A 21,161-nucleotide genomic window follows, 5' to 3' on the forward strand; every position below is an offset into this window, starting at 1 on the left:
TTCCTCGGGCCGGCCGGCATCCGGGTGCATCGCTCACGGTCATGAACCCGGACAACGGTTCCAGGTCTTCACGCCGCGCCGCCCGATATGTCGATGATATCCTGCAGGCAATCAGCCGTGCGATAGCGTTTAGAAGGCACGGGTACGGTCCCGTTCGACGTTGGCACGCAGGCGCTGTTTATGGATCGGTTCAGGCAGGATCTGCACCTCGCGACCAAGAAGCGAACCGAGTTCGCGCTCGAACCTGACCAGATCGAGCAGGCCGATTTTCGCAGCAGGATCGAATTCGGCAGCCAGGTCGATGTCGCTGCCCGGGCCGGCTTCGCCCCGCGCGACGGAGCCGAACAGCGGCAGATGGGCAACCCCGGCCCGCACCAGGGTTTCCCGATGCGCGCGCAGGGTGTCGATCACGCGGGCCGCAGTGGGGGCCGCAGTGGGGGCCGCAGTGGGCGGTGGGGGACTGTCCATGGTCATGCCACTCCTGCAACATAGCATGGCGGAAAGGTATTTGTCCCGGCTTGCCTAAAGCTCTCCGTTGCACACGGTATCAGCATTCGGAGAGCGGCCTTCCTGCCGCTGTCTCGTCCAGCTTCAGTTGGACCGCGAGGACGCCCAGTTCAGCAGGTTGCGGTTCAGGCGCCCGTGCCTGCCGGGAGGGGTCAACGCCGCTCCACCAAGGAGTCAGCCGGCTTTGCGTTGACGTCGTGGCGGTTGAAAGGCATTCTCAATCGTTGCCTGCTCCCATCGTCCTCTAGACGTGGAAACTTTCCCCGCACCCACAGCGGCCCTTCTCGTTCGGATTGACAAACGTAAATCCGGACGTCAGGTTCTTCACTTGGTAGTCCATCACCGTGCCAATCAGAAACAACGAGGCCTTGCGGTCCACCAGGACGGTCAGGTCCTTGTCCTTCACCACCTCGTCGCTCGGCGCCGGCGCGTCCGCCCAGGACATGTCGTAGGACATGCCGGAGCAGCCCTTGGTCTTGACGGCGATGCGCAGCAGCTTGCCCTGCTCGCCCTTCTCATACAGGCTGCGCAGCCGCGTCGCGGCGGCGTCGGTCAGGGTCATCAGGGGCGGCAATGCGCGGGTCTTGCGGGGGGCAGTGGTCGTGCTCATGGTCCAGCTTCCATCGCGATCGGTCAGTACATGTTCAACTGCAGCCGGGCTTCCTCGGTCATGCGTGACGGGTCCCAGGGCGGATCCCACACCGTGTCCACGCTGCAGGACGTGACGCCGTCCACGGTCAGCACCGCGTCGTGCACCTGTTCCGGCAGTTCCTGCGCGCTCGGGCAGCCGGGCGCGGTCAGCGTCATCTCCACCTTCACCGCGCCGTCGTCGGCGATCTCGATCGCATAGATCAGCCCGAGTTCGTAGATGTTGACCGGGATTTCCGGGTCGTACACCGTGGCGATCGCCTCGATCAGCGCGTCCTCGGACGGCGTTTGGGCGGATGGCGTTTGGGCGGATGGCGGGGCCGGCGGCTGCAACGGCTTCTCGCCGTCGGGAGTCCATGCGGTCGGGGGCGTTATCTCATTCACTGCTTGCCTCCTTCGTCCCGTCCAGCGCGGCGATCAGGGCGTGCCAGGGCAGGGTCGCGCACTTCACGCGGGATGGATATTCGTGCACACCCGACAGCGGCGCCAGGCGCTCCAGCGGTTCGGCCAGGGCGCCGCCGCAGTCGGGGCAGGCGCCGGTGCGGGCCATGGTGCGGAATGCCTCGAACAGCGCCTTGGTGTCGGCCTTGGCGCGGCCCTGCACCGTTTCGGCCATCAGGTCCGCCGAGGCGACGCTGATGGCGCAGCCGCGGGCCTCGAAGCCGACATGGTCCAGCCTGTCGCCGTCGTATTTCACCCAGACCTGCACGCGGTCGCCGCACATCGGGTTGTCGCCCTTGGCGGTGGCGTCGAACGTTTGCAGCCGCTGCGCGTGGCGCGGGTGGCGGCCGTGGTCCAGGATCACCTCCTGGTACAGGTCGCGCAGGTCGTCGAAATTGTCGGTTCCGCTCATGCAAAGAAATCCCGCACCCGGACCAGGCCGTCGGCCAGGGCGTCGATCTCGGCGTGCGTGGTATAGACGCCGAAGCTGGCGCGGGCGGTGCTGTCCAGGCCGAAACGGTGCATCAGCGGCTCGGCGCAATGGTGGCCGGCGCGCACCGCGATGCCCTGGCGGTCCAGCAGAGTCGCCACGTCATGCGCATGCGCCTTGCCCAGCACGAAGGACACCACGCCGCCACGGTCCTGCGCCTGGCCGATGATGCGCAGGTCGGGCACGGTCGCCAGCCGCGCCAGCGCGTGCTCGGTAAGCGAGGCCTCATGCGCCGCCAGGGCGTCGTAGCCGATGGCCTGCACGTAGTCGATTGCCGCCTTCAGGCCGATGCCCTCCAGGATGGCCGGGGTGCCTGCCTCGAACTTGTGCGGCACCTCGGCCCAGGTGGATTTCTCATATGTTACCGACGAAATCATGTCGCCGCCACCGAAAAACGGCGGCATCGCCTCCAGCAGCTCGCGCCGCGCCCACAGCACGCCGATGCCGGTGGGGCCGTACAGCTTGTGGCCGGTCCAGACGTAGAAATCGCAGTCCAGCGCCTGCACGTCCACCTTGCGGTGCACGATTGCCTGCGAGCCGTCGAACATCACCTTGGCGCCATGGGCGTGCGCGACCTGCACGATGCGTTCCGCCGGCGTGACGGTGCCCAGCACGTTCGACATGTGCGTCATCGCAACAAGGCCGACCTTCGCGTCCTGCAGCAGGGCTTCGAAGGCGGCCATGTCGAGCTCGCCGGCGTCGGTCACCGGCGCCACCCGCAGCTCGATGCCGCGGTCCTCGCGCAGCAGTTGCCACGGCACGATGTTGGAATGATGCTCCATGCCGGAGATCAGCACCGCCTGCCCCGGCTTCAGGATGCCGCGGCCGTAGCTGTGCGCCAGCAGGTTGATCGCGCCGGTGGAGTTGCCGGTGAACACGATCTCCGACCTGTCGCGCGCGTTCATCAGCGCGGCGGCGGCGTCGCGGCAGCCTTCGAAGCTTTCCGTGGTCCGCTCGCTCATCCAATGCAGGCCGCGGTGGACGTTGGCGTACTGCGTCTCCATGGCGTTCACCATGGCGTCGATCACCGCCCGCGGCTTCTGGGCAGAGGCGGCGCTGTCAAGGAACACCAGCTTCTTGCCGCGGATCGTCTGCGTCAGGATCGGGAAGTCGGCGCGGATGCGCTCGACGTCCAGAGCAGCCGGATTGGTCATGACGTTCATGCGGCCAGCTTCTCCCACCAGCCGGCCACGGCATTCTCCAGCCAGGCGCGGATGGTTTCATCGGTGACGGCATCGAGGGCTTCAGTCAGGAAGGCGCGCACCAGGATGGCGCGGGCCTCGGCTTCCGGCACGCCGCGGCTGCGCAGGTAGAACATCTGATCGGCGTCCAGCTCGCCCACCGTGGCGCCGTGGCTGCACTTCACGTCGTCGGCGAAGATTTCCAGCTCCGGCTTGGTGTCGATCTCGGCGTGCGGCGACAGCAGCAGCGCCTGGTTCATCTGGTAGCCGTCGGTCTTCTGCGCCCCGCGGGCGACCTCGATACGCCCCTGGAACACGCCGCGCGAGCGGCCCGCCAGCACGTTCTTGACCGTCTGCCGCGACTGGCAGTTCGGCGCGGTGTGGCTCACGACCGAGGTGAAGTCGCCATGCTGCGAGCCCACCAGAAGCTGCGCCGCGTTCAGGTGCGCCGCCGCGCCGGCGCCGGACAGCTGCGCGTGCACCTCGGTGCGGCAGAGGCGGGCGCCGATGTTCAGGGTGAAACTGTCGTACGTCCCGCCCGCCTGCACGTCGGCATAGGTGGTGGAGACGTGAAACGCCATCGCCGCCTCGTTCTGCAGGCGCACATGCGTCAGCGCCGCGCCGTCGGCGACATGGATTTCCGCCACCGTGTTGAGCAGGTAGGCGCCCTGCCCGGCGGCGATTTCCACCAGTGCCAGCCGCGCGTTTTCGCCCAGGCGGATGGTGTGGCGGGGATGGAAGTCGGCGTCGCTGGTGGCGATGCTGATGAGCTGGACGATGCCGGCGTCGTGCCCGGCAGGGACGTGCAGGATGGCGCCGTCTTCGGCCAGCATGGTGTTGAGCGCGACCATCGGTTCGCGGTCCGGCCACGTCAGCGTGCCGAAATCGGCCTGGTCGGCGAAGCGGGCGACGGAGAACGCGGAGGAAGGCGTGGATGCCGGGCCTGCGCCCGGCATGACGGATGGGGCCAACATGACGGACAGATCGGCCCGCAACACACCATCGACGAACACAATGCGCGGGGCGTCAAGCAGCGGCAGGTTGGCGAGGATGGTTTCCGCCTCGTGCCGCGGCGCCGCGTCGCGGTGGAATTTCGTTTCGGCCAGCGCGCGCAGGCTGGTGTATTTCCAGGCCTCGATCGGCCGCCCCCGCGTGCCACCCGGCAGGCCGACGGTGCGGAAAGCGTCAGCGGCGGCGGCACGCAGGGCGGAGTCGCCCGGCAGCGCGTTCAGCACGCTGTCATACCGCTCCAGGAAGCCGGCAGCCCCGGTACTCATGCCGCCTCCGCAATCAGGTCGCCGTAGCCGCGCTTTTCCAGTTCCTTCGCCAGCTCCGGCCCGCCGGAGCGGACAATCTGCCCGTTCAGCAGCACATGCACCCGGTTCGGCACCAGATGGTCCAGCAGCCGCTGGTGATGAGTGATGACCAGCGCGGAAAATTCCGGCCCGCGCAGAGCATTGACGCCATCGGCGACGATCTTCAGCGCGTCGATATCCAGGCCGCTGTCCGTCTCGTCCAGGATCGCCAGCTTCGGGCGCAGCAGCGCCATCTGCAGCACTTCGTTGCGCTTCTTCTCACCGCCGGAGAAGCCGACATTGACGTTGCGCTTCAGCATGTCGTCCGGCATCGCCAGCCGCTTCGCCTCGGCCCGCGCCAGCTTCAGGAACTGCACCGCGTCCAGTTCCGACTCGCCGCGCGAGCGGCGGATCGCGTTCAGCGCCGTGCGCAGGAAGTTGGCGTTGTTCACGCCCGGCAGCTCAATCGGCGCCTGGAACGCCAGGAACAATCCGGCGGCGGCGCGCGCCTCCGGCTCCATATCCAGCAGATCGATGCCGTTGAACGTGGCCGACCCGGCGGTGACTGCGTAATCCTCCCGCCCCGACAGCACATAGCCAAGCGTCGATTTACCGGAGCCATTCGGCCCCATGATGGCATGAACCTCCCCATCCGGCACCGTCAGATCGATGCCCTTCAGGATCGGCTTTTCATTGATTGCAGCGGCCAGGCCGCGAATTTCCAGCATAGCGATTACCCCACCGATCCTTCGAGCGAAACCGCCAGGAGCTTCTGCGCCTCGACGGCGAACTCCATCGGCAGTTCCTTCAACACATCCTTGCAGAAGCCGTTGACGATCAGGCCGACGGCGTCTTCCTCCGACAGCCCGCGCTGGCGGCAGTAGAACAACTGGTCCTCGGCGATTTTCGACGTCGTCGCCTCGTGCTCCACCTTCGCCGTCGGGTTGCGGCTTTCGATATACGGCACCGTGTGCGCGCCGCACTGGTCGCCAATCAGCAGGCTGTCGCACTGGGTGTAGTTGCGCGCGTTCGCCGCGCCGGGCAGCATCCGCACCAGGCCGCGATAGGTGTTGTTCGACTTCCCCGCGCTGATACCCTTGGAAACGATCGTGCTGCGCGAGCCCCTGCCGACATGGATCATCTTCGTGCCGGTATCGGCCTGCTGGTGGCTGTTGGTCACCGCCACCGAGTAGAACTCGCCCACGCTGTCCTCGCCCTGCAAGACGCAGGACGGATACTTCCAGGTGATAGCCGAACCGGTTTCCACCTGCGTCCAGGAGATCTTCGACCGCGCGCCGCGGCAGGCGCCGCGCTTGGTGACGAAGTTGTAGATGCCGCCCTTGCCTTCCGCGTCGCCGGGGTACCAGTTCTGCACCGTGGAATACTTGATCTGCGCATCATCCATCGCGACCAGCTCCACCACCGCGGCGTGCAGCTGGTTCTCGTCGCGCTGCGGCGCGGTGCAGCCTTCCAGATAGCTGACGTAGCTGCGCTCTTCAGCGATGATCAGCGTCCGCTCGAACTGCCCGGTGTTGCGGGTGTTGATGCGGAAATAGGTGGACAGCTCCATCGGGCAGCGCACGCCCCTGGGGATGAAGACGAAGCTGCCGTCGGTGAACACGGCGCTGTTCAGCGCGGCGAAGAAGTTGTCGCCCACCGGCACGACGGTGCCGAGGTACTGCTGCACCAGATCCGGATACTCACGGATCGCCTCGCTGATCGGGCAGAAGATCACGCCGGCCTTGCGCAGCGTCTCCTGGAACGTGGTGGCGACCGAGACGCTGTCGAACACCGCATCGACCGCGACCTGGCGGTTTTCCACGCTGTCGGGATCGACGCCGGCCAGGATCGCCCGCTCCTTCAGCGGGATGCCGAGCTTCTCGTACATCGCCAGCAACGCAGGATCGACCTCGTCGAGGCTCTTCGGCCCGTCGCTCTTCTTCTTCGGCGCGGCGTAGTAATGCAATTCCTGGTAGTCGATCGGCGGATGCTCCACGCGCGCCCACTGCGGCTCCTGCATCGCCTGCCAGGCGGCAAATGCCTTCAGGCGCCAGGCCAGCATCCACTCCGGCTCCTGCTTGCGGCTGGAGATCAGGCGGATGATGTCCTCGTTCAGCCCCTTGGGGGCGATGTCCATCTCGATGTCGGTCTCGAAGCCCCACTTGTAGCCGGACTGGGTGACGGACTGGACGGTGTCGAGCGTTTCGGTGTCGGCAGCCATGGAGCGATCCTATTCGGCAGCCGCGGACAGCGCGGCCTGAGGGGGCTGGTTGGGGGGCGGCTGGTCAGGCAGGGGCGGGTCGAACAGATGGAACACTGGCGGCAGCGTCACCTGCATGTCAGCCAGCGTGATCGCCGACAGCGCCTTGTGGATGGCCTCGTTCACCGGATCCCAGCGCCCGCGCATCGGGCATTGGCCCTGTGACTCGCAGCCCATTCCCGTGCCCTCCACGCAGGCGGTCAGGGCAATCGGCCCGTCGATCGCGGCGATCACGTCGGCGATCGGGATCTCGCTCAGCGCCCGGTTCAGCCGGTAGCCGCCGCGGGCGCCGCGCTGCGACGCGACAAGGTCACTGGCGGCCAGCGCCTTCAGCACCTTGGCCACTGTCGGCTCCGGGATGCCCGTGGTGGCGGCAAGCCCAGGCGAGGTCTGCACCCCGTCCATCCCGGAGAGTCGCACCAGTACCACGACGGCATAGTCCGTCAGCTTCGACAGCCTGAGCATGGCCTGCGAATCCTCGCTTCTGACCGGTTTATGGCTAACAGGACCGAACCAGTCCTGATTGAACAGGACATGGCGTATCGGGCGGGCAGCGTCAAGGGGGAAATCAGCCGAAGCGGGAACGATTTTTCGGCGGGCGACGCGAGGGCGCGGCAGAGGATTGTAGAACCCAGGTGTACTGGAGAAAAGTACTGCACCCTGCCAAGACCGCCTACCGGAGGAACCGACCCTGTTGGACCTGGCGGAATGGCCTCCGCCGCTTGCCCTGGGCACGGCCCGCAACGGCCTGGGACCGCGGCGGATGGAACCAGCGCCCTCCGGAACCGTCCGTGCCCGCTCATCCTTCCGTGATTCTTAACACTGAGGAAGATGAAGGGCTACGAAGACCGAACCTCGCTGGCAAATCGGGACCTGACCAACCGCATTGTTGGCGTGGCGGATGGCAGCATCGGCGCAGTCCTGCGCGGATGCGTGGACGTCGCGTGAAGGAGGGGCATCGCTGCTTTATCGCCTGACTGGTTCACATCCCTTCGTGGTCCTCAGGTGGTCCTTCGCGTTCTTCGTGTTGAAAATCGGCAGGCGATCCAGGCTCCGCCTCCGGCTTTGACCCCCACCCGGGACAGTCGCGCCGCCCCATTGGTTATGACGGAATGTCCTTTGCCGTCCGGCCCACCAAGGTACGCAAAGGTTGGGGGAATAGGGGCTGAACCGCCGACGGGCGGTACTGGCAGACTGCGGAAAACCCGCCGAACGGTTGCTGTTTGCGGCGTTCCTGGCTGCCGGCCCCGGTCACGTTCTTGCCGTGGTGGCAACCGCGCGGATAACCTCAACCAGCCGGTTCTCGTCATATGGTTTCGTCAGCCAGAGGGCGGAACGGAAAGCGGCGGGCACCGCAAGATTGGCGTAACCGGTCACGAAAACAACCGGCATGCCGCGCCTGGCAAGGATTTCAGCCGCCGGATAACTCATCTCCCCGCGAAGATTGATATCCAGGATCGCGACATCGGCGGACACCCGCTCCGCCTCCACCAGTGCTTCGCCCAGGCTGGACGCGGTTGCGACGATGACCGCGCCGAAACTCTCCAGCGTCGCCTCGGCAAGCATCAGCAGCAGAGACTCATCCTCAACCAGAAAGACCCGCACACCATCCAGCAGCATCCCAACAAACCTCCTCCACGCCGACGCCGTTCTCAGCCGCGAGCCGTACCGTCACGCACAGCCGTTCCGGTCAACTCGTCCAGGTCACGCAATCCCGCGGGATCACCAGGTGGCAGACCAGCCCTTCAGGCTCGAAGGTCTGGATGGCGGATCCGCCGATCTCTTGTTTCAGGCTGCGCTCGATCAGCAGGGAACCGAACCCGCGCCGGACCGGAGGCGACACCGGGGGGCCACCGCTCTCCCGCCAATGCAGCAAGAGGTTGTCTGCATTGTCTCTGCCCCAGGTGATGCCGATCCGGCCGTGGGGAACGGACAATGCGCCGTGCTTCACGGCATTGGCGGCCAGCTCGTGCACCACGAGAGCGAGCGGCAAGGCCGCGCGCGGCGAAAGGGTCACCGGCTCACCGGACATGATGACCCGGCCACCAGTCGCAAATGAAACCTCTCCCTCCGCCAGGAGATCGGCAAGCGGCACGCCGTGCCAGCGAGTCCCAGCCAGAAGTTCATGCGCCAGGGCCATGGCCCGGATTCGGTTCTGCAGCGAGACGGCATACGTATCAAGGTCGTTGGCATTGGACTTCGTGAGCTGAACGACAGCCGAAATCGTCGCCAGAATATTCTTGACCCGGTGATCGAGCTCGGCCATCAGCACGTTCTGGTGCTCGATCACAGCGTCCCGTTCGCGCCGGGCGGTATCCATTTGCCGGAAAACCGCCTCAAGCAAGGTCACGTGGAAGCCCTGGGCAATTTCCAGATCGGCCTGATCCCAGGGAACGGACCGCCCTCGCATTTCCTGCTTCCAGGCCGCGAAGGATTTTCGAGGGGCCAGCCGATCGGCGAGCGGCCCAACCTCCACCGGCTTGTCGGGCTGCCCGCCCCAGGTGACGGTTTCAATCAGTTGCGGACGGAACCAAAGGATGTAGTCGCGTTCCCGCCGCTGCGACGCGATCGCCAGCAGGCCACTGGCGGTATCGAGATGCGCCAGGGCCGGTTCGAACACACTGCCCAGTTGTTGCGTATGGAAGATCGCGTGGTTCGTGCTGTCCAGCCACTTGATCAACTGCTCCAGCACCGGGACTGGCGGCACCTTTCCGACGCTGGCCAGGCGGCCGTTCACCCAGGCCGCCGCGCCGCCTGAGGGAACAAGATCCAGCAGCGTGACACGGCCGCCGACCAGCGCCGCCGGTATGTCCTCTGCCTGCAGCGCATCCGTCGTCAATTGGCTGTGAACCCGCTGGGCAGCGACGCGCCGCTGGGCCTGGTCGGCTTTCAGCTTTGCCTCCAGGTACAAGGAGAAAATCTGCGCGAACAACTCAAGCGCCGTGCGCAGGTCAACGCCCGGATAGCGCGGCGTGTAGCTATGACAGGCGATCAGGCCCCACAACGCCTCGTCATGCACGATCGACATCGACATGGAGGCCGTCACGCCCATGTTGCGCAGATACGCCAGATGGATCGGCGATACGCTGCGCAGGAAACAGTGGCTCATGTCCAAAGTCTGGCTGCCAGGCTGTTCGCCCGCCATTTTCAGCGGGGCCGGCCTGTAATCGATATCGGGGATCAGCCGCAGCCAGTTGCGGCGGTACAGCTCCCTCGCCTGGCGCGGGATGTCCGAAGCGGGATAATGCAGGCCGAGGAAACGATCGACGTCCTGGCCAGTGTCTTCGGCGATGACCTTTCCACTGCCATCGTCCAGGAACTGGTAGATCATCACGCGGTCGAACCCGGTGATCGCGCGCACGGCGCGCACCGCCGCATCGCAGCAGGCGGCGAAGTTCTCGGCTGTTGCCACTGAAGCGAGCATTCGCTTCACGTCCGAAATCGGATCATACCCATCCGCCGCACAACGCGACGGTTCCAGCTCGACAACGGCAAGATCGCCCTGCGCATGGATCGTCATATCCAGCCGCGAAGCAGCCCCGGGAATGACGATACCGGCCTGAATCGATGGCACGACGGTGGCGGCAGGATCGCGGAGACGCTCGGCAACGGCCTGCAGCACCGGTTCGGCAAAAATGCTATGTAACGAAAGCTGTGCGATGCGGCGAGGCTTGATGCCAAGCAAGGCTTGGGTGTCGCCGGCAAACTGGCGGATCACGAAATCCTTGCGGTCCACCGCCAGCAACACGCCGTATGGTTGAATCGCCCCCGGAATGTGAATCGGTTCGCGGTCGCACGACGTCAGATCGGCTTCGCCAGGAGCAATGTCTGAAGCTATGCTGTCGTTCGACACAGCCAGGATCCCATACATCAAATATTGTGCCCGCCGCCGCTGTGGCCCGGCCCGGCAGCGCCATGGTTGTCAATCGCCGCCCCGAACCGCGCCCGCGTATCACCGATGGGTGCGCCATGGTTCGCATCAAACGAGGCATCGTCCCGATTGTAATATCTTGCTGCTTTTCCGAAAGCGTTGATATAGCTCAATCGGGCAGGCCCGTGGTGGCTGTTGAACGCTCGCCTCCGGGCGATGCCTGACGCAGAGTCCTGATGCGTCGGCTGGACCTACCCCCCGCACCCGACGACCTGCACCGGATACCGCTCGGCCACCCGGTTCCCGGTCACGAACGTCGCGTCCTCGGTGATCGCCTGCGCGATCAGCAGGTGGTCGAACGGATCGGGATGCAGCACCGGCAGCGTCGAGAGCCGCCGCAGGTGCTCCGGCGTGATCGGCACCGACAGGAACCCCTGCCGCTCGCAGGCCACCGCGATGTCACCCAGGTCCGCCTCCAGCTTGCCGACGCGGATCTTCACCAGGATCTCCCAGATCGACACCACGCTGACCAGCACGTCGTTGCCCGGCTCGGCGACCAGGCCGCGCGCCCGAGGTCCGAGGCGGGCGTCGTCCGACAGCCACCACAGCAGCGCCGGCGTGTCCAGCAACAGCTTCATCCGCCGTCGCCCTCCATCGCCGCCAGCACGTCCGGCGGCAGGGTGTCGAAATCGGCCGCCATGCGGATCCGGCCGCGCAGCGCCCCGGGCTGGCGTGGGGCGAGCTGCGACTGCGGCGGCGGGCCGAGTTCGGCCACCACCTGGTCGTGCGAGGTGATCAGGAACGACGCGCCCTGGCGCGCCTGGCGCAGGAATTCGGTCAGGTTCTCCCGGAACTCCCGCACGCCGACCCTGGGCGGCGGCACGGCATCGGATTGCGCCATCGTGGCCTGCCTACAACGGATTGTGGACACCGCGTGTGTACTCTCCGCCGCCGCCGGGTCAAGCCGGACCCGTCCGGCCCGCCAACGGGCGCGCCAGGGTTCACAAGCCGCCCGGACCCGCCTAGCCTCGTCGCCATCACATCGAGGAGGAAACGATGGCAGGCATGATGGAAGGCAAGGTCGCGGTCGTCACCGGGGCCGGCGGTGGCATCGGGCGGGAGATCGCCATCATGATGGCGGGCGCCGGCGCCAAGGTGATCGTCGCCGACATCGGCGCGTCCCTCACCGGCGAGGGCGCCTCGGCCAGCCCGGCCGAGCAGACCAAGCAGATGATCGAGCAGAAGGGCGGCGCCGCCCAGATCTGCACGGAATCGGTCGCCAGTTGGAGGTCCGCGCAGAAGATCGTCCAGGCGGCGCTGGATCATTACGGCCGTATCGACGCGGTGGTGAACAACGCCGGCATCCTGCGCGACGTCATCTTCCACAAGATGACCGAGGACGACTGGCTGTCGGTGATTGCCGTGCACCTGAACGGCAGCTTCTTCGTCTCCCGCGCCGCGGCCGAGCACTACCGCAAGCAGGAGAGCGGCACTTTCGTGCACATGTCCAGCACCTCCGGCCTCATCGGCAATTTCGGCCAGGCGAACTATTCGGCGGCGAAGTTAGGCATCACCGCGCTGTCGAAGTCGATCGCGCTGGACATGGCGCGCTACAACGTGCGCTCCAACTGCATCGCGCCGTTCGCCTGGAGCCGGATGACCAGCTCGATCCCGGCGACGACGCCCGAGCAGCAGGCGCGGGTGGCGAAGATCCAGCAGATGACGCCGGACAAGAACGCGCCGATGGCGGTGTTCCTGTCGTCCGATGCGGCCAAGGGCGTCACCGGCCAGGTGTTCGGCACGCGGATGAACGAGATGATCCTGTTCAGCTCGCCGCGGCCGATAAGGATCGTGCACCGGGCGGAGGGGTGGACGCCGGAGACGATCGCGGAGCATTGCATCCCGGCGATGCAGGCGGCGTTCATGCCGCTGGACCGGTCGGGCGACGTGTTCAGCTGGGATCCGGTGTGAGCTGACGGGGCGTTTGATCCGGGTTTGATGTTGCCCTACAGTGTGCGGGGAAACACAGTGTGCAGGGAAACATCAAACTCCGGTCAAACATGCCACTCGATCGCTCCGAGGTGGACGCCGCATTGGCCCGCATATCGGCCGGCGAGGCCGCTGGCGCCCTGCAATCGGACACGCTTGATTTCAAGGAAGATCGAGCATCGGCCTGCGATATCGGGACAATGCTGGCCGACGCGGCGATCTGTTTTGCCAATGCCGCCGGCGGCATCATTGTCCTTGGCGTTTCCGACAAGATGAAGGGCGTGCCGGGCTTCACGGGCACGCGGCTCGGTCCGGGCCAGATCAAGCGGCGCATTTACGAACGCAGCAGGCCTCCGCTCGTCGTCGAGTGGAGGCCTGGATCGGCATTTCCGTCGCGGAAGCGCAAGCCCCGCCTGCCAACGGGTAGCGAGCCTGATCCCCAGGGATCATTGCTTTAATAAAGGAGCCTGGTTGCTCCTGCTCCGCCCGATCTGCCTCGGGCACCGCGCCGGCGGCGGCGCGGGCGATCGTCGCGGACCATTGGTTTCCGGCGGTGCAGGGGGCGCCCACATTTCACGGCCGGTCCGGCGACGTGCCCGGCGGCCCGCTGCGCTACAGCACGTCGCAGGATGGTCGGACGTCCGGTGCAGGAATACCGCGGCAGCATGCCTGTCTTCGGGCTGGGTGCGCGGCGGCCGGGGTGCCCGTCCAGAGCGGATTGCGGTGCGGCCAGCGGCGTGCGCCCCTGTCATGGCCTGGATCGGCCGCGGCCGACGATGGGCCGCCACAGAGTTACAGCAAACCGCAGATCGGTTGGGACAGGGCGACGGTGCACCGACACCGTCATGGCCCGGCTTGTCCCTACCGCATGCACAGATCCTGGAAACAACCGCCGAGCCAAGCGCTCGCCCGATGCCCCGGAAGGGTGCCGCCTTCGCCGCGCCGATGCGCGTTGGGCGGACCGGCAACTGGCCGAGGACGCGCAGGGCCGCCTCGCCGTCGTGTGACCCGCACGCATCTGGCGTGGGGCGTCGTGCCGACCGGGATGGGGCGGGGGCGGGTCTGCCACCGCAATCAAGCGAACACGGAGTTGCACGGTGTTCGCACGGAGTTGCGCAGAGTCGTCCGGGGCGGCCGCATCATGATCGCCTCCTTGGCGGCGTCCGATTATTTTACCCGCTTCGCGCGACGCGCATGACCAACGTTCTCTGCGGAACTCCGTGCAAACCCCGTGCAACTCCGTGTTCGCTTGATTGCCGTCGGTGAAACCGGCACCAGCCATGACAGTATTGAGCCACGGCGGCAGCGGATCGTTTCCGGAATCTGTGCATCCGGTAGGGCCTGTCCGGGCCACCTGTCGCGGCATCGGTGCTTGAACGGGTGGCCCGGACAAGCCGGGCCATGACGGTGAAGACAGGCCGCCTGTGCGTCCCAACCGACCTGCGGTCTGCTATAGCCAGCCGCCGCGCCGGTACCGCGATGGCGGAAAAATGGGCGAGGGGTCCGTTGCCCCTCCGTCATGGCCTGATACGCATGGGGACACGCCCGGCCATGACGATACGGGGATGACCTTGCTCCGCCCCGGTTCCATCCCCGGGCCGCATCCTGCGTGGCCCGGCGACGACACCGGCGGGCCTGCCTGTGCTCCAACGGTAACAGCTTCGTGCCGGATGTTTGATTCTTTAGCGTCCCGGTCTATTCTGGACCGAATAGGCAGCGGACCCTCGCCCCGCATACTTTTCAGGCTGGCTTTATCCTGTAATATCACTGCCACGTGAGAAACATGTCATGAACAAACATGTACTTGCGATGAATTAAAGGCTAGTGTCAGAAAAAGGGTGACGTCATGGCCGATATCATTACACGGGTCTACGGCAGTTACGAGAATGCCCTAGCCGCCGTCAACGAGCTGAAGCTGCACCGCTTCACCGATTCCCAAATCACCGTCATCGCCGGGTCCAGCGCCCGGGCGGGCAGCGGCGGCCCGCCGTTCGACGCCGTCGTCAACGCCATCGCCGCCGGCTGGGTGCTGAAGTCCGAGGCCGCGATCTACGCGCTGAGCGTCACGCGCGGCGCCTCCCTGGTCACGGTGCGCGCGCCGTTCGGGGCCGCCGGCAACGCCACGGCGATCCTGGACAAGCATGATCCAGTCGAATCCGGCGTGCCGGCGCGCGTGCTCCCGGGGATGCGTCCGTGGGACGAGGCGGCGCCGGCCTCCTCGGTGCTGCACATGCCGCCCCTGGCGGATCCCGACTCCTCGCTGTCGGCCATTCTCGGCCTGCCGATGCTGACGAAGCGCGGCCGCACCCTGTGCACGGCGCTGCATATGCCGGAGCTTGTCGGCCGCGCCCGCGCCAGGACGACGCTGCTCGGGCCGGCGATCCTGAAGGGCGCCCCCCGGATCATGGGCGGCTCGGTGACCCGCGGCCCGGCCTATCTGTCCTCGGCGCTGCACATCAAGCTGCTGCTGAGCCACGAGGCCTCGCTGTCCCGCTTCCTCGACATGCCCTGGCTGCGGCGCTTCGCGACCCCGCTGTCCTCCCTGCTGCACATTCCGACGCTGATCAACAGTTCCGCCTCGCTGTCGGGGCTGCCGCGGCTGTCGGGCAGCGGCACGGTGTCGTCCTGCGTCGGCCTCCCGACCCTGACCAGGGACCGGACCGCGCGGTCCTGAGTATAGGGCGCCGGCGATGCCGCCCCCATTGGATGTGGCAGAAGGCTCTCCAGCTCTGGCCCTGCCCATCATTGGCAAGCGATGGGGAATGGGGGGCTGAAGCCGGGCCGGGCGGCCGCAGCGCCCCCCTGGAAACGTCCGTGTTTGTTCATCCTTCCGCGATTCTCACCACGGAGGAAGATGAAGGACGACGAAGCACCACGGAGACCGGACCTTGCGGGCGCACCGGGACCGGACGAACCGCATTCCTGGGCTGGCGATCAAGACGCTTCGCAGCGTCGCCTCGCCTGCCCGAAGCGGTTTATGGCTTGTACCTGACGCACGGCCCGTGCTGCATCATTGGCTGACTCGTTCACACCCTTCGTGGTCCTCCGTGGATTCTTCGCGTTCTCCGTGTTGAAAGCAGTCGCCAATCCGGCCTCTGCCGTTGCCCTGGCCCGCCCGGGACAACACTGCCGCCGTCCCGCCGTCGCAAGAACCCAGGGTATGGGAGCGGACTCTTCGGCGGCCGATCGTGGCGCCGGGGCGGTTCCGCGCCGTGCGGCGAGCGCCGGCATGCCCGCGGCCGTTGATCGGCCCCGGCGCGGGGCAGCAGTGGCGGCTCCCCCATTCTGTGTACACATGCGTTGTACGCACAAGCTGAAGCCTCCGGCGCTTTCCCCGCGCCGGGAAACAGGGAATCCGACGGCCGGATCAGCGGCAATCCGTCCATTGTCAACACCGGGCGACGCTTCCGGCGCACGGCAGGCATGAGTGTCACGCAGAAAATACGTCAACGAAAGTGTACATCATGGGTTGATGGAGGACCGGTAATGCGGTAGCAAAGCCCTGCCCCTTTCACGGAAGTGTGGATCAATGACCGTTATTGCCATCCGTATTTACGACGCTCCTCAGAACGCGAAGAGCGCCGTCACCAAGCTGAAGAAGAGCAACGTCAACGACAGCCAGATCGCCGTCGTTTCTGGCGAAGGCAAGACCGCGGCTGACGTCGCTGCCGCCATCACGGCGGCCGGCATCCCGGCGGCCAACGCCTCGGCGCTGGCAGCCTCGGTCGCCAAGGGCGGCACGATGGTTGCCGTCTGCCCGCTGTTCGGCCGCGCCGCCGAAGCCGCGGAAATCCTCGACAGCTGCAGCCCGACCGAGGCTTGCGAGCTGGCCACCGGCGCGCAGCCGGACGCGAAGAACGACGCCGGCGCCGGCCAGGCGCTGTCGGCCGCCGCCGGCTGGGACCTGCTGTCCAGCGACCCGACCCCGCTGTCCTCCAAGATGAACTGGAAGCTACTGTCGGACAACAAGTTCCCGGCTTCCAAGCTGTTCGGCTGGGGCATGCTGTCGAACAACAAGTTCCCGGCCTCCAGCGCCTTCAGCTGGAAGCTGCTGTCGGACAAGAAGTTCCCGGCTTCGTCGGCGTTCAACTGGAAGCTGCTGTCGGACACGAAGTTCCCGCTGTCCTCCAAGTACGGCTGGTCGCTGCTGTCCAACAACGCCACCCCGCTGTCGGACAAGCTGGGCTGGCCGGTCCTGTCGAAGAAGTAAGCCTGTTTCTTTCTTAACGGAAATGGGCGCGGGGCGGGGCGATGGCGACATCCCCCGCCTCACGGGCTTTCTCCGCGTCGTGGCCGCCAGCCGACGCTACGCGCGGACCGGTCCAAGATGGCGTTATAGATCCGGCCCTGATCGTCTTGACTGCCAGGCCGTAAATCGCAACAGGAACAGCCCGGCTGCGTTCGAGCCACCGTGGCCGCAGGCCGCCCCAATTTAGCAATCGCAGGCCGCCCCAGTTTCTTCTCTGCGTGCTCTGCGTTGAATCGCAGTGGCCGGGGCACCACCGGCGTTGCAGGTGGGACGATTCACGCGCAGCATTGTTCTTTGTTGCGGCACCGCATTTTTAAAACGCAGAGACCGCCGAGCGGAGCGCAGAGCGCGCAGAGACGGAATCGGATGCCCTGCGGCGCGGCGGCCGTGCCCCGCTTCCGTTCTGTCAACGCCTGGGCGGACAAGCCCGGCGACGACGGCAAGGCAACGGCCACCCGGGCCGGCATCAGCGCAATGACGCCAGCATTCGGCCTGACCCGGGGCTGTCGAAGCGGCGATAGCGCGCCTCCCGCGCCACCACCGCGGCCACGTAGCGGCGGGTTTCCTCATACGGCAGCTGCATGGTCAGCCGCTGCAACGTTTCCTCCGGCGACAGCGTGTTGATCAGCCGCGCAGCGCTGGCAATCCGCGTCGTGCCGTTGAACGCCTTGGCGACGTTGCCGGCGCCGGTGTTATAGGCCGCGATCACGGCATAGGTGCGGCTCGTCGTGTCGGAAATGGCCTTCAGATACTGGCTGTACAGAATCTTCAGGTAGGCCGAGCCCAGCGCGATATTGGTATCCGGATCATACAGCGTGTTGGCATCCGGCTCCTTCGGCACGCCGTACAGATAGGCCCAGGCATCGCGGCCGGCGGTCCGCGGCACCAGTTGCATCAGGCCGTAGGCCGGCACCGGCGACCGGGCGCGCGGATTGAACGCGCTCTCGGTCTCGATCACCGCGTAGATCAGCGACGGCTCCAGCCCGTGACGCTTTGCCGCCTGCTCCACCGGCTCGACATAGTGCGCGGCGAGGATCAGGAAATGGTCGTCCTCAAACCGCACGCGGTAGGTCAGCATCACCCGCTTGTGGCCATCCTCGCCGGTGACCGGCGTGCGCTGCAGCGCCGCAGGCTTCAGCTTCGCAATGGCGTCGGCCGGCATCAGGCCGGCGAGCACCGGCGTCTCGTTCTCCGGCGTGGCCGGCATCGGCGTCGCGTCCGGCGGCGGCGCCCCGGCGATCTTCGCGGCCAGCTTGGCAACGATGTCATCGGCGGGCATCTCGGCGGGCGTCAGCGTCTCGGCGACCTGCAGCCGCTTGCGCAGTCTGGCGACGGCTTCCTCCATCGTATCCGCCTGTTTGTCGGCGTCGACCAGCACCTGGGCGGTGAAGACGCCATACTCGAAATCCATCTCGCCGCGGCCGGTCAGGTCCGCGCTGTGCGACACCCAGGTCTTGGCCGTCGGCAGCCTGGCGTTGCCGGGACCCCAGAGCTGCGTGCACTCGTGGGTCAGGCGGCGCGTCGCCTCCTGCATCGCCTCCTGCATGGTGAGGTCATCGGTATCAGGGACGGTCGTGGCGCCGTCGGCAAGTCTCGCGGCCGGCGCGATGCCATGCGAGGCGCATCCGGCGGCAAGCAGCGTGCAGCCGAGCAGGAACGCGCGGCGGGGCAGCGCGTGGCGTGGGCGGGATGTGTCGCTTATCGGCGGGGCTCCTGGAAAAGAATGCCCGTCCGCCTTGGCATGAGCCTGGGTGGCGCGATGTGACGAAGTAAACGACTCCGCTTTTTTCGTCTGCCAGAAGTGACAAAGGCCACAACTGGCTACTTTTCCCGTCAGTTGACTTAATCGAGAAGAATACTGCGTCTTTGTCTCGCCGTGACCAGGACCACGCGACAAAACACCGGAAACGTAACCCCCGTCACTGCCCCACGCCGCGGCGCCTGCTGAAACCGGCGGCGACGACAGCGCCAATCCATCGCAACCGTCTGTCGCCGATTATTGGCATTATTTGAAAAGGAACGATCCATGCTCCGCACCATGGGCCGCCGCCTCAATGGCGTTGGCCAACTCGTGCTGTCGCTCGGCCCGCCGATCATCGTCGTCGTCGGCCTGGGCATCACCGTGAAGCTCGCGGTCGACGTCGTGCAGGTCACCCGCGCCAAGGTCGAGGCCATCGCCGACACCGTCAACGACCAGATCACCCCGCGCATCGCCGCCATCCGCGCCGGCTACGAGTCCGTCGCCGCCGACGCCCAGCGGCTGGACGCGCAGATCGGCCAGACCTTCCAGACCCTGGCGTCGCTGCAGGACATCAGCATCCAGCCGGGCCAGTTCGGCACCGCCGGCGGCCAGCAGGTCCGCATCCCCGAGAACGACGTCTGGGTTGGCCCGATCAAAATCGGCAGCGGCTCGGTGGCGAACAACGCGCTGCCGACCATCACCCTGCCGAGCCAGCCGGTGAACATCCCGATCACGCCGCTGCGCCAGGCGTTCGCGCCGCTCGGCCCGAACGGCCCGCTCGGGCAGGGCATCCAGGCCGCGCAGGCCGAGCTTGGCCGCACCGTCGGCGCCGTGAAGGACCTTGGCGGCCCGCTGGACCAGGTCATCGGCACCGTCCAGGGCTGGGCCGCGCCGTTCACCAGCACCGTCAGCCACCTGGTGATGATCGCCGGCCTGGTGGTCGCCGCAGTGGTGGCGCTGCTGCTGGCCTATGTCGTCGCCGGCGTGACGTTCGCCATCCGCCGCCGCCCGGAAGCCGCTTGCGCCTATCGCAACGGCGGCGAAATCGGCTACGTCATGTGGGTGCACCGCACGATGATCCTGGACGGCCTCGCCCGGGTCCGTGGCCGCGATCCGCTCGCCCTGCGGCCGCCCAGCCCGCAGGACCTCCAGCGCACCATCGAGGCGCTGCAGGCCGAACTGCAGGCGCTGCGGGCGACCGTGGAAGGCAGGCCCCAGCCTGTGCCGGCGACCGATGTGCCCGCAACGGACGTGCCCGTGCTGGCCGCCTGATCCCCGAAGCCGGCCTGCCGGACATGTCAACCAGCCGAGGCGGGCGGTGGCGACACCCCCGCCTCGAGGGCTGTACCGGCCGCGGGCGCCGTCGTTGCAGGACCGGGGGTTCCGGGCCGGACTCATCCCGCGCCACGCCGCCGCGCCGGCAATGTCGCGTTACAGTGCGACATGACCCGGCACACGGCGGCGAGGCATTTCGCCGGACGGGCTGTACACCGTCACGCTTTCAAATCCTCGCCAGCAAGCGGTGCGCTGCCAACCGGCGCGTTACATATGCTTCGCGCAAAAAACGGAGAGGAACCATGCCAGTCACCGTGACCCGCATCTACGACAGCCCGGAAAAGGCCCGGCAAGCCGCGGACGAACTGAAGAAGTTCACCACGGAGAGCCAGATCCACGTCGTCAACCCCGGTGGACAGGATGCGGAGGCGGTCCTGGCCGCGACCGGCATGTCCGCCGGCAGCGCCAAGGCCTATGCCGAGGCGGTGGGTCGCGGCCGCTCGGTCGTCACCGTCACGCCGATGTTTGGCACCGCCGGCCGCGCGACCGAAGCCCTCGACGGCGCCGGCCCGGTCGACACCCACATCACCGACGTGCCCGACACGGTCGAGCGCCGCCCGCGGCGCGCGGCGGGCGCGACCGGCAGCGCCACCGTGGCGGACCCGGCGGCGCCGCTGTCGTCGAAGTTCGGCTGGGAGGTGCTGGACACGGACAACCCGACGCCGCTGTCCGACAAGGCCGGCTGGAAGGTGCTGTCGCCGAACAACCCGACCCCGCTGTCGAGCTGGCTGGGCTGGAAAGTGCTGTCGGATCGGCAGGACGCCAAGGCCTCCCTGATGCACGACCCCACGCCGCTGTCGTCGAAATTCGGCTGGCGCGTGCTGACCAGCGACCCGGCGCCGATCTCGCGCAAGTTCGGCTGGCGCGTGCTGTCGGACGACCCGGCGCCGCTGTCGCGCAAACTGGGGTGGCGGGTGCTGTCCGAGGACCAGAAGGGACGCGCCTCGCTGATCCACGACCCCGCCCCGCTGTCGCGCTGGCTGGGACTGCCGGTGCTGCTGAACGAGAGCCGGAAGGGCTGACAACTGGCCTGATCGGACGACGGGATCGCGCCGGTGGTTCATGCCTCCGGCGCTTTCTGTCATAAGGCAGCCGTTGCGGCACCGTCTGTGCCTGATGGCTGATGCACAAGCAGCGAAACCGTTGGACTGGTT

20 protein-coding genes are annotated in these 21,161 nt (G+C 66.7%); 6 read left to right on the plus strand and 14 right to left on the minus strand.

What is annotated here, in order from left to right:
- Nucleotides 1–129 precede the first annotated feature (129 nt).
- The 13 genes from CCS01_RS27250 to CCS01_RS27310 all read right to left on the minus strand — a co-directional run bounded on the left by CCS01_RS27250 (nucleotide 130) and on the right by CCS01_RS27310 (nucleotide 11,594).
- Complete coding sequence (locus tag CCS01_RS27250; RefSeq protein WP_158258635.1) at nucleotides 130–411, minus strand: nucleotidyltransferase family protein; 282 nt, start codon at nucleotides 409–411, stop codon at nucleotides 130–132.
- Between the two features lie 340 nt (nucleotides 412–751).
- The gene (locus CCS01_RS27255; protein ID WP_104521920.1) at nucleotides 752–1,117 is read right to left on the minus strand and encodes a HesB/IscA family protein; all 366 of its coding nucleotides are present in this window, start codon (nucleotides 1,115–1,117) and stop codon (nucleotides 752–754) included.
- 23 nt (nucleotides 1,118–1,140) lie between these two features.
- Nucleotides 1,141–1,539: an SUF system Fe-S cluster assembly protein gene (locus CCS01_RS27260; protein ID WP_104521921.1), complete on the minus strand. Its 399-nt coding sequence runs from the start codon at nucleotides 1,537–1,539 to the stop codon at nucleotides 1,141–1,143.
- Entirely contained in the window at nucleotides 1,532–2,008 is a 477-nt protein-coding gene (sufU, locus tag CCS01_RS27265) for a Fe-S cluster assembly sulfur transfer protein SufU (protein ID WP_104521922.1), read from the minus strand. The genes CCS01_RS27260 and sufU overlap by 8 nt, the downstream gene beginning before the upstream one ends.
- The gene (locus CCS01_RS27270) at nucleotides 2,005–3,249 is read right to left on the minus strand and encodes an aminotransferase class V-fold PLP-dependent enzyme (RefSeq protein WP_408887513.1); all 1,245 of its coding nucleotides are present in this window, start codon (nucleotides 3,247–3,249) and stop codon (nucleotides 2,005–2,007) included. Before CCS01_RS27270 ends, sufU begins: the two co-directional genes overlap by 4 nt.
- Entirely contained in the window at nucleotides 3,246–4,544 is a 1,299-nt protein-coding gene (gene sufD / locus CCS01_RS27275; protein WP_104521923.1) for a Fe-S cluster assembly protein SufD, read from the minus strand. The genes CCS01_RS27270 and sufD overlap by 4 nt, the downstream gene beginning before the upstream one ends.
- Nucleotides 4,541–5,290 carry a Fe-S cluster assembly ATPase SufC gene (sufC, locus tag CCS01_RS27280; RefSeq protein WP_104521924.1) on the minus strand — a complete coding sequence of 250 codons (750 nt, stop codon included), beginning with the start codon at nucleotides 5,288–5,290 and terminating at the stop codon, nucleotides 4,541–4,543. The genes sufD and sufC overlap by 4 nt, the downstream gene beginning before the upstream one ends.
- Before the next feature lie 5 nt (nucleotides 5,291–5,295).
- Nucleotides 5,296–6,783, minus strand: coding sequence for a Fe-S cluster assembly protein SufB (sufB, locus tag CCS01_RS27285; RefSeq protein WP_104521925.1), 1,488 nt, complete (start codon nucleotides 6,781–6,783; stop codon nucleotides 5,296–5,298).
- A gap of 9 nt (nucleotides 6,784–6,792) precedes the next feature.
- Entirely contained in the window at nucleotides 6,793–7,287 is a 495-nt protein-coding gene (locus CCS01_RS27290) for an SUF system Fe-S cluster assembly regulator (RefSeq protein WP_104521926.1), read from the minus strand.
- A 786-nt stretch (nucleotides 7,288–8,073) separates the two neighbouring features.
- Nucleotides 8,074–8,442 carry a response regulator gene (locus CCS01_RS27295; protein WP_104521927.1) on the minus strand — a complete coding sequence of 123 codons (369 nt, stop codon included), beginning with the start codon at nucleotides 8,440–8,442 and terminating at the stop codon, nucleotides 8,074–8,076.
- A 70-nt stretch (nucleotides 8,443–8,512) separates the two neighbouring features.
- Complete coding sequence (locus CCS01_RS27300; RefSeq protein ID WP_158258636.1) at nucleotides 8,513–10,675, minus strand: HWE histidine kinase domain-containing protein; 2,163 nt, start codon at nucleotides 10,673–10,675, stop codon at nucleotides 8,513–8,515.
- Nucleotides 10,676–10,944: 269 nt separating this feature from the next.
- Nucleotides 10,945–11,331, minus strand: coding sequence for a type II toxin-antitoxin system VapC family toxin (locus CCS01_RS27305; protein ID WP_104521929.1), 387 nt, complete (start codon nucleotides 11,329–11,331; stop codon nucleotides 10,945–10,947).
- Entirely contained in the window at nucleotides 11,328–11,594 is a 267-nt protein-coding gene (locus tag CCS01_RS27310; RefSeq protein WP_104521930.1) for a type II toxin-antitoxin system Phd/YefM family antitoxin, read from the minus strand. Before CCS01_RS27310 ends, CCS01_RS27305 begins: the two co-directional genes overlap by 4 nt.
- Before the next feature lie 155 nt (nucleotides 11,595–11,749).
- On the opposite strand from CCS01_RS27310, the gene CCS01_RS27315 reads away from it, so the two are divergent.
- The 4 genes from CCS01_RS27315 to CCS01_RS27330 all read left to right on the plus strand — a co-directional run bounded on the left by CCS01_RS27315 (nucleotide 11,750) and on the right by CCS01_RS27330 (nucleotide 16,892).
- The gene (locus tag CCS01_RS27315; protein WP_104521931.1) at nucleotides 11,750–12,664 is read left to right on the plus strand and encodes an SDR family NAD(P)-dependent oxidoreductase; all 915 of its coding nucleotides are present in this window, start codon (nucleotides 11,750–11,752) and stop codon (nucleotides 12,662–12,664) included.
- A gap of 59 nt (nucleotides 12,665–12,723) precedes the next feature.
- A complete protein-coding gene (locus CCS01_RS27320; protein WP_146101992.1) occupies nucleotides 12,724–13,140 on the plus strand; it encodes an AlbA family DNA-binding domain-containing protein in 417 nt (138 codons plus the stop codon).
- A 1,388-nt stretch (nucleotides 13,141–14,528) separates the two neighbouring features.
- Nucleotides 14,529–15,356 (plus strand): hypothetical protein, encoded by an 828-nt coding sequence (locus tag CCS01_RS27325; protein ID WP_104521933.1) that lies wholly within the window; start codon nucleotides 14,529–14,531, stop codon nucleotides 15,354–15,356.
- 855 nt (nucleotides 15,357–16,211) lie between these two features.
- Nucleotides 16,212–16,892 (plus strand): hypothetical protein, encoded by a 681-nt coding sequence (locus CCS01_RS27330; RefSeq protein WP_104521934.1) that lies wholly within the window; start codon nucleotides 16,212–16,214, stop codon nucleotides 16,890–16,892.
- 505 nt (nucleotides 16,893–17,397) lie between these two features.
- Here the strand turns inward: CCS01_RS27330 and CCS01_RS27335 are convergent.
- A complete protein-coding gene (locus tag CCS01_RS27335) occupies nucleotides 17,398–18,477 on the minus strand; it encodes a transglycosylase SLT domain-containing protein (RefSeq protein ID WP_104521935.1) in 1,080 nt (359 codons plus the stop codon).
- Nucleotides 18,478–18,957: 480 nt separating this feature from the next.
- Between CCS01_RS27335 and CCS01_RS27340 the strand changes: the two genes are divergently transcribed.
- Both CCS01_RS27340 and CCS01_RS27345 read left to right on the plus strand, forming a co-directional pair.
- On the plus strand, nucleotides 18,958–19,944 hold the full coding sequence (locus CCS01_RS27340; RefSeq protein WP_104521936.1) for a hypothetical protein: 987 nt from the start codon (nucleotides 18,958–18,960) through the stop codon (nucleotides 19,942–19,944).
- Between the two features lie 305 nt (nucleotides 19,945–20,249).
- Nucleotides 20,250–21,029 carry a hypothetical protein gene (locus CCS01_RS27345; protein WP_104521937.1) on the plus strand — a complete coding sequence of 260 codons (780 nt, stop codon included), beginning with the start codon at nucleotides 20,250–20,252 and terminating at the stop codon, nucleotides 21,027–21,029.
- The last annotated feature ends 132 nt before the right edge of the window (nucleotides 21,030–21,161 follow it).

This window comes from Rhodopila globiformis (assembly GCF_002937115.1).
GTDB classification, from domain to species: Bacteria; Pseudomonadota; Alphaproteobacteria; order Acetobacterales; family Acetobacteraceae; genus Rhodopila; species Rhodopila globiformis.

What these genes read in the sequence shown, in the direction of transcription:
- CCS01_RS27255 (WP_104521920.1), bottom strand. Translation starts at nt 1,117, where the DNA reads ATGAGCACGACCACTGCCCCCCGCAAGACCCGCGCATTGCCGCCCCTG.
- sufU (WP_104521922.1), bottom strand. Translation starts at nt 2,008, where the DNA reads ATGAGCGGAACCGACAATTTCGACGACCTGCGCGACCTGTACCAGGAG.
- CCS01_RS27270 (WP_408887513.1), bottom strand. Translation starts at nt 3,249, where the DNA reads ATGAACGTCATGACCAATCCGGCTGCTCTGGACGTCGAGCGCATCCGC.
- sufD (WP_104521923.1), bottom strand. Translation starts at nt 4,544, where the DNA reads ATGAGTACCGGGGCTGCCGGCTTCCTGGAGCGGTATGACAGCGTGCTG.
- sufC (WP_104521924.1), bottom strand. Translation starts at nt 5,290, where the DNA reads ATGCTGGAAATTCGCGGCCTGGCCGCTGCAATCAATGAAAAGCCGATC.
- sufB (WP_104521925.1), bottom strand. Translation starts at nt 6,783, where the DNA reads ATGGCTGCCGACACCGAAACGCTCGACACCGTCCAGTCCGTCACCCAG.
- CCS01_RS27290 (WP_104521926.1), bottom strand. Translation starts at nt 7,287, where the DNA reads ATGCTCAGGCTGTCGAAGCTGACGGACTATGCCGTCGTGGTACTGGTG.
- CCS01_RS27295 (WP_104521927.1), bottom strand. Translation starts at nt 8,442, where the DNA reads ATGCTGCTGGATGGTGTGCGGGTCTTTCTGGTTGAGGATGAGTCTCTG.
- CCS01_RS27305 (WP_104521929.1), bottom strand. Translation starts at nt 11,331, where the DNA reads ATGAAGCTGTTGCTGGACACGCCGGCGCTGCTGTGGTGGCTGTCGGAC.
- CCS01_RS27310 (WP_104521930.1), bottom strand. Translation starts at nt 11,594, where the DNA reads ATGGCGCAATCCGATGCCGTGCCGCCGCCCAGGGTCGGCGTGCGGGAG.
- CCS01_RS27315 (WP_104521931.1), top strand. Translation starts at nt 11,750, where the DNA reads ATGGCAGGCATGATGGAAGGCAAGGTCGCGGTCGTCACCGGGGCCGGC.
- CCS01_RS27325 (WP_104521933.1), top strand. Translation starts at nt 14,529, where the DNA reads ATGGCCGATATCATTACACGGGTCTACGGCAGTTACGAGAATGCCCTA.
- CCS01_RS27330 (WP_104521934.1), top strand. Translation starts at nt 16,212, where the DNA reads ATGACCGTTATTGCCATCCGTATTTACGACGCTCCTCAGAACGCGAAG.
- CCS01_RS27335 (WP_104521935.1), bottom strand. Translation starts at nt 18,477, where the DNA reads ATGCAGGAGGCGATGCAGGAGGCGACGCGCCGCCTGACCCACGAGTGC.
- CCS01_RS27340 (WP_104521936.1), top strand. Translation starts at nt 18,958, where the DNA reads ATGCTCCGCACCATGGGCCGCCGCCTCAATGGCGTTGGCCAACTCGTG.
- CCS01_RS27345 (WP_104521937.1), top strand. Translation starts at nt 20,250, where the DNA reads ATGCCAGTCACCGTGACCCGCATCTACGACAGCCCGGAAAAGGCCCGG.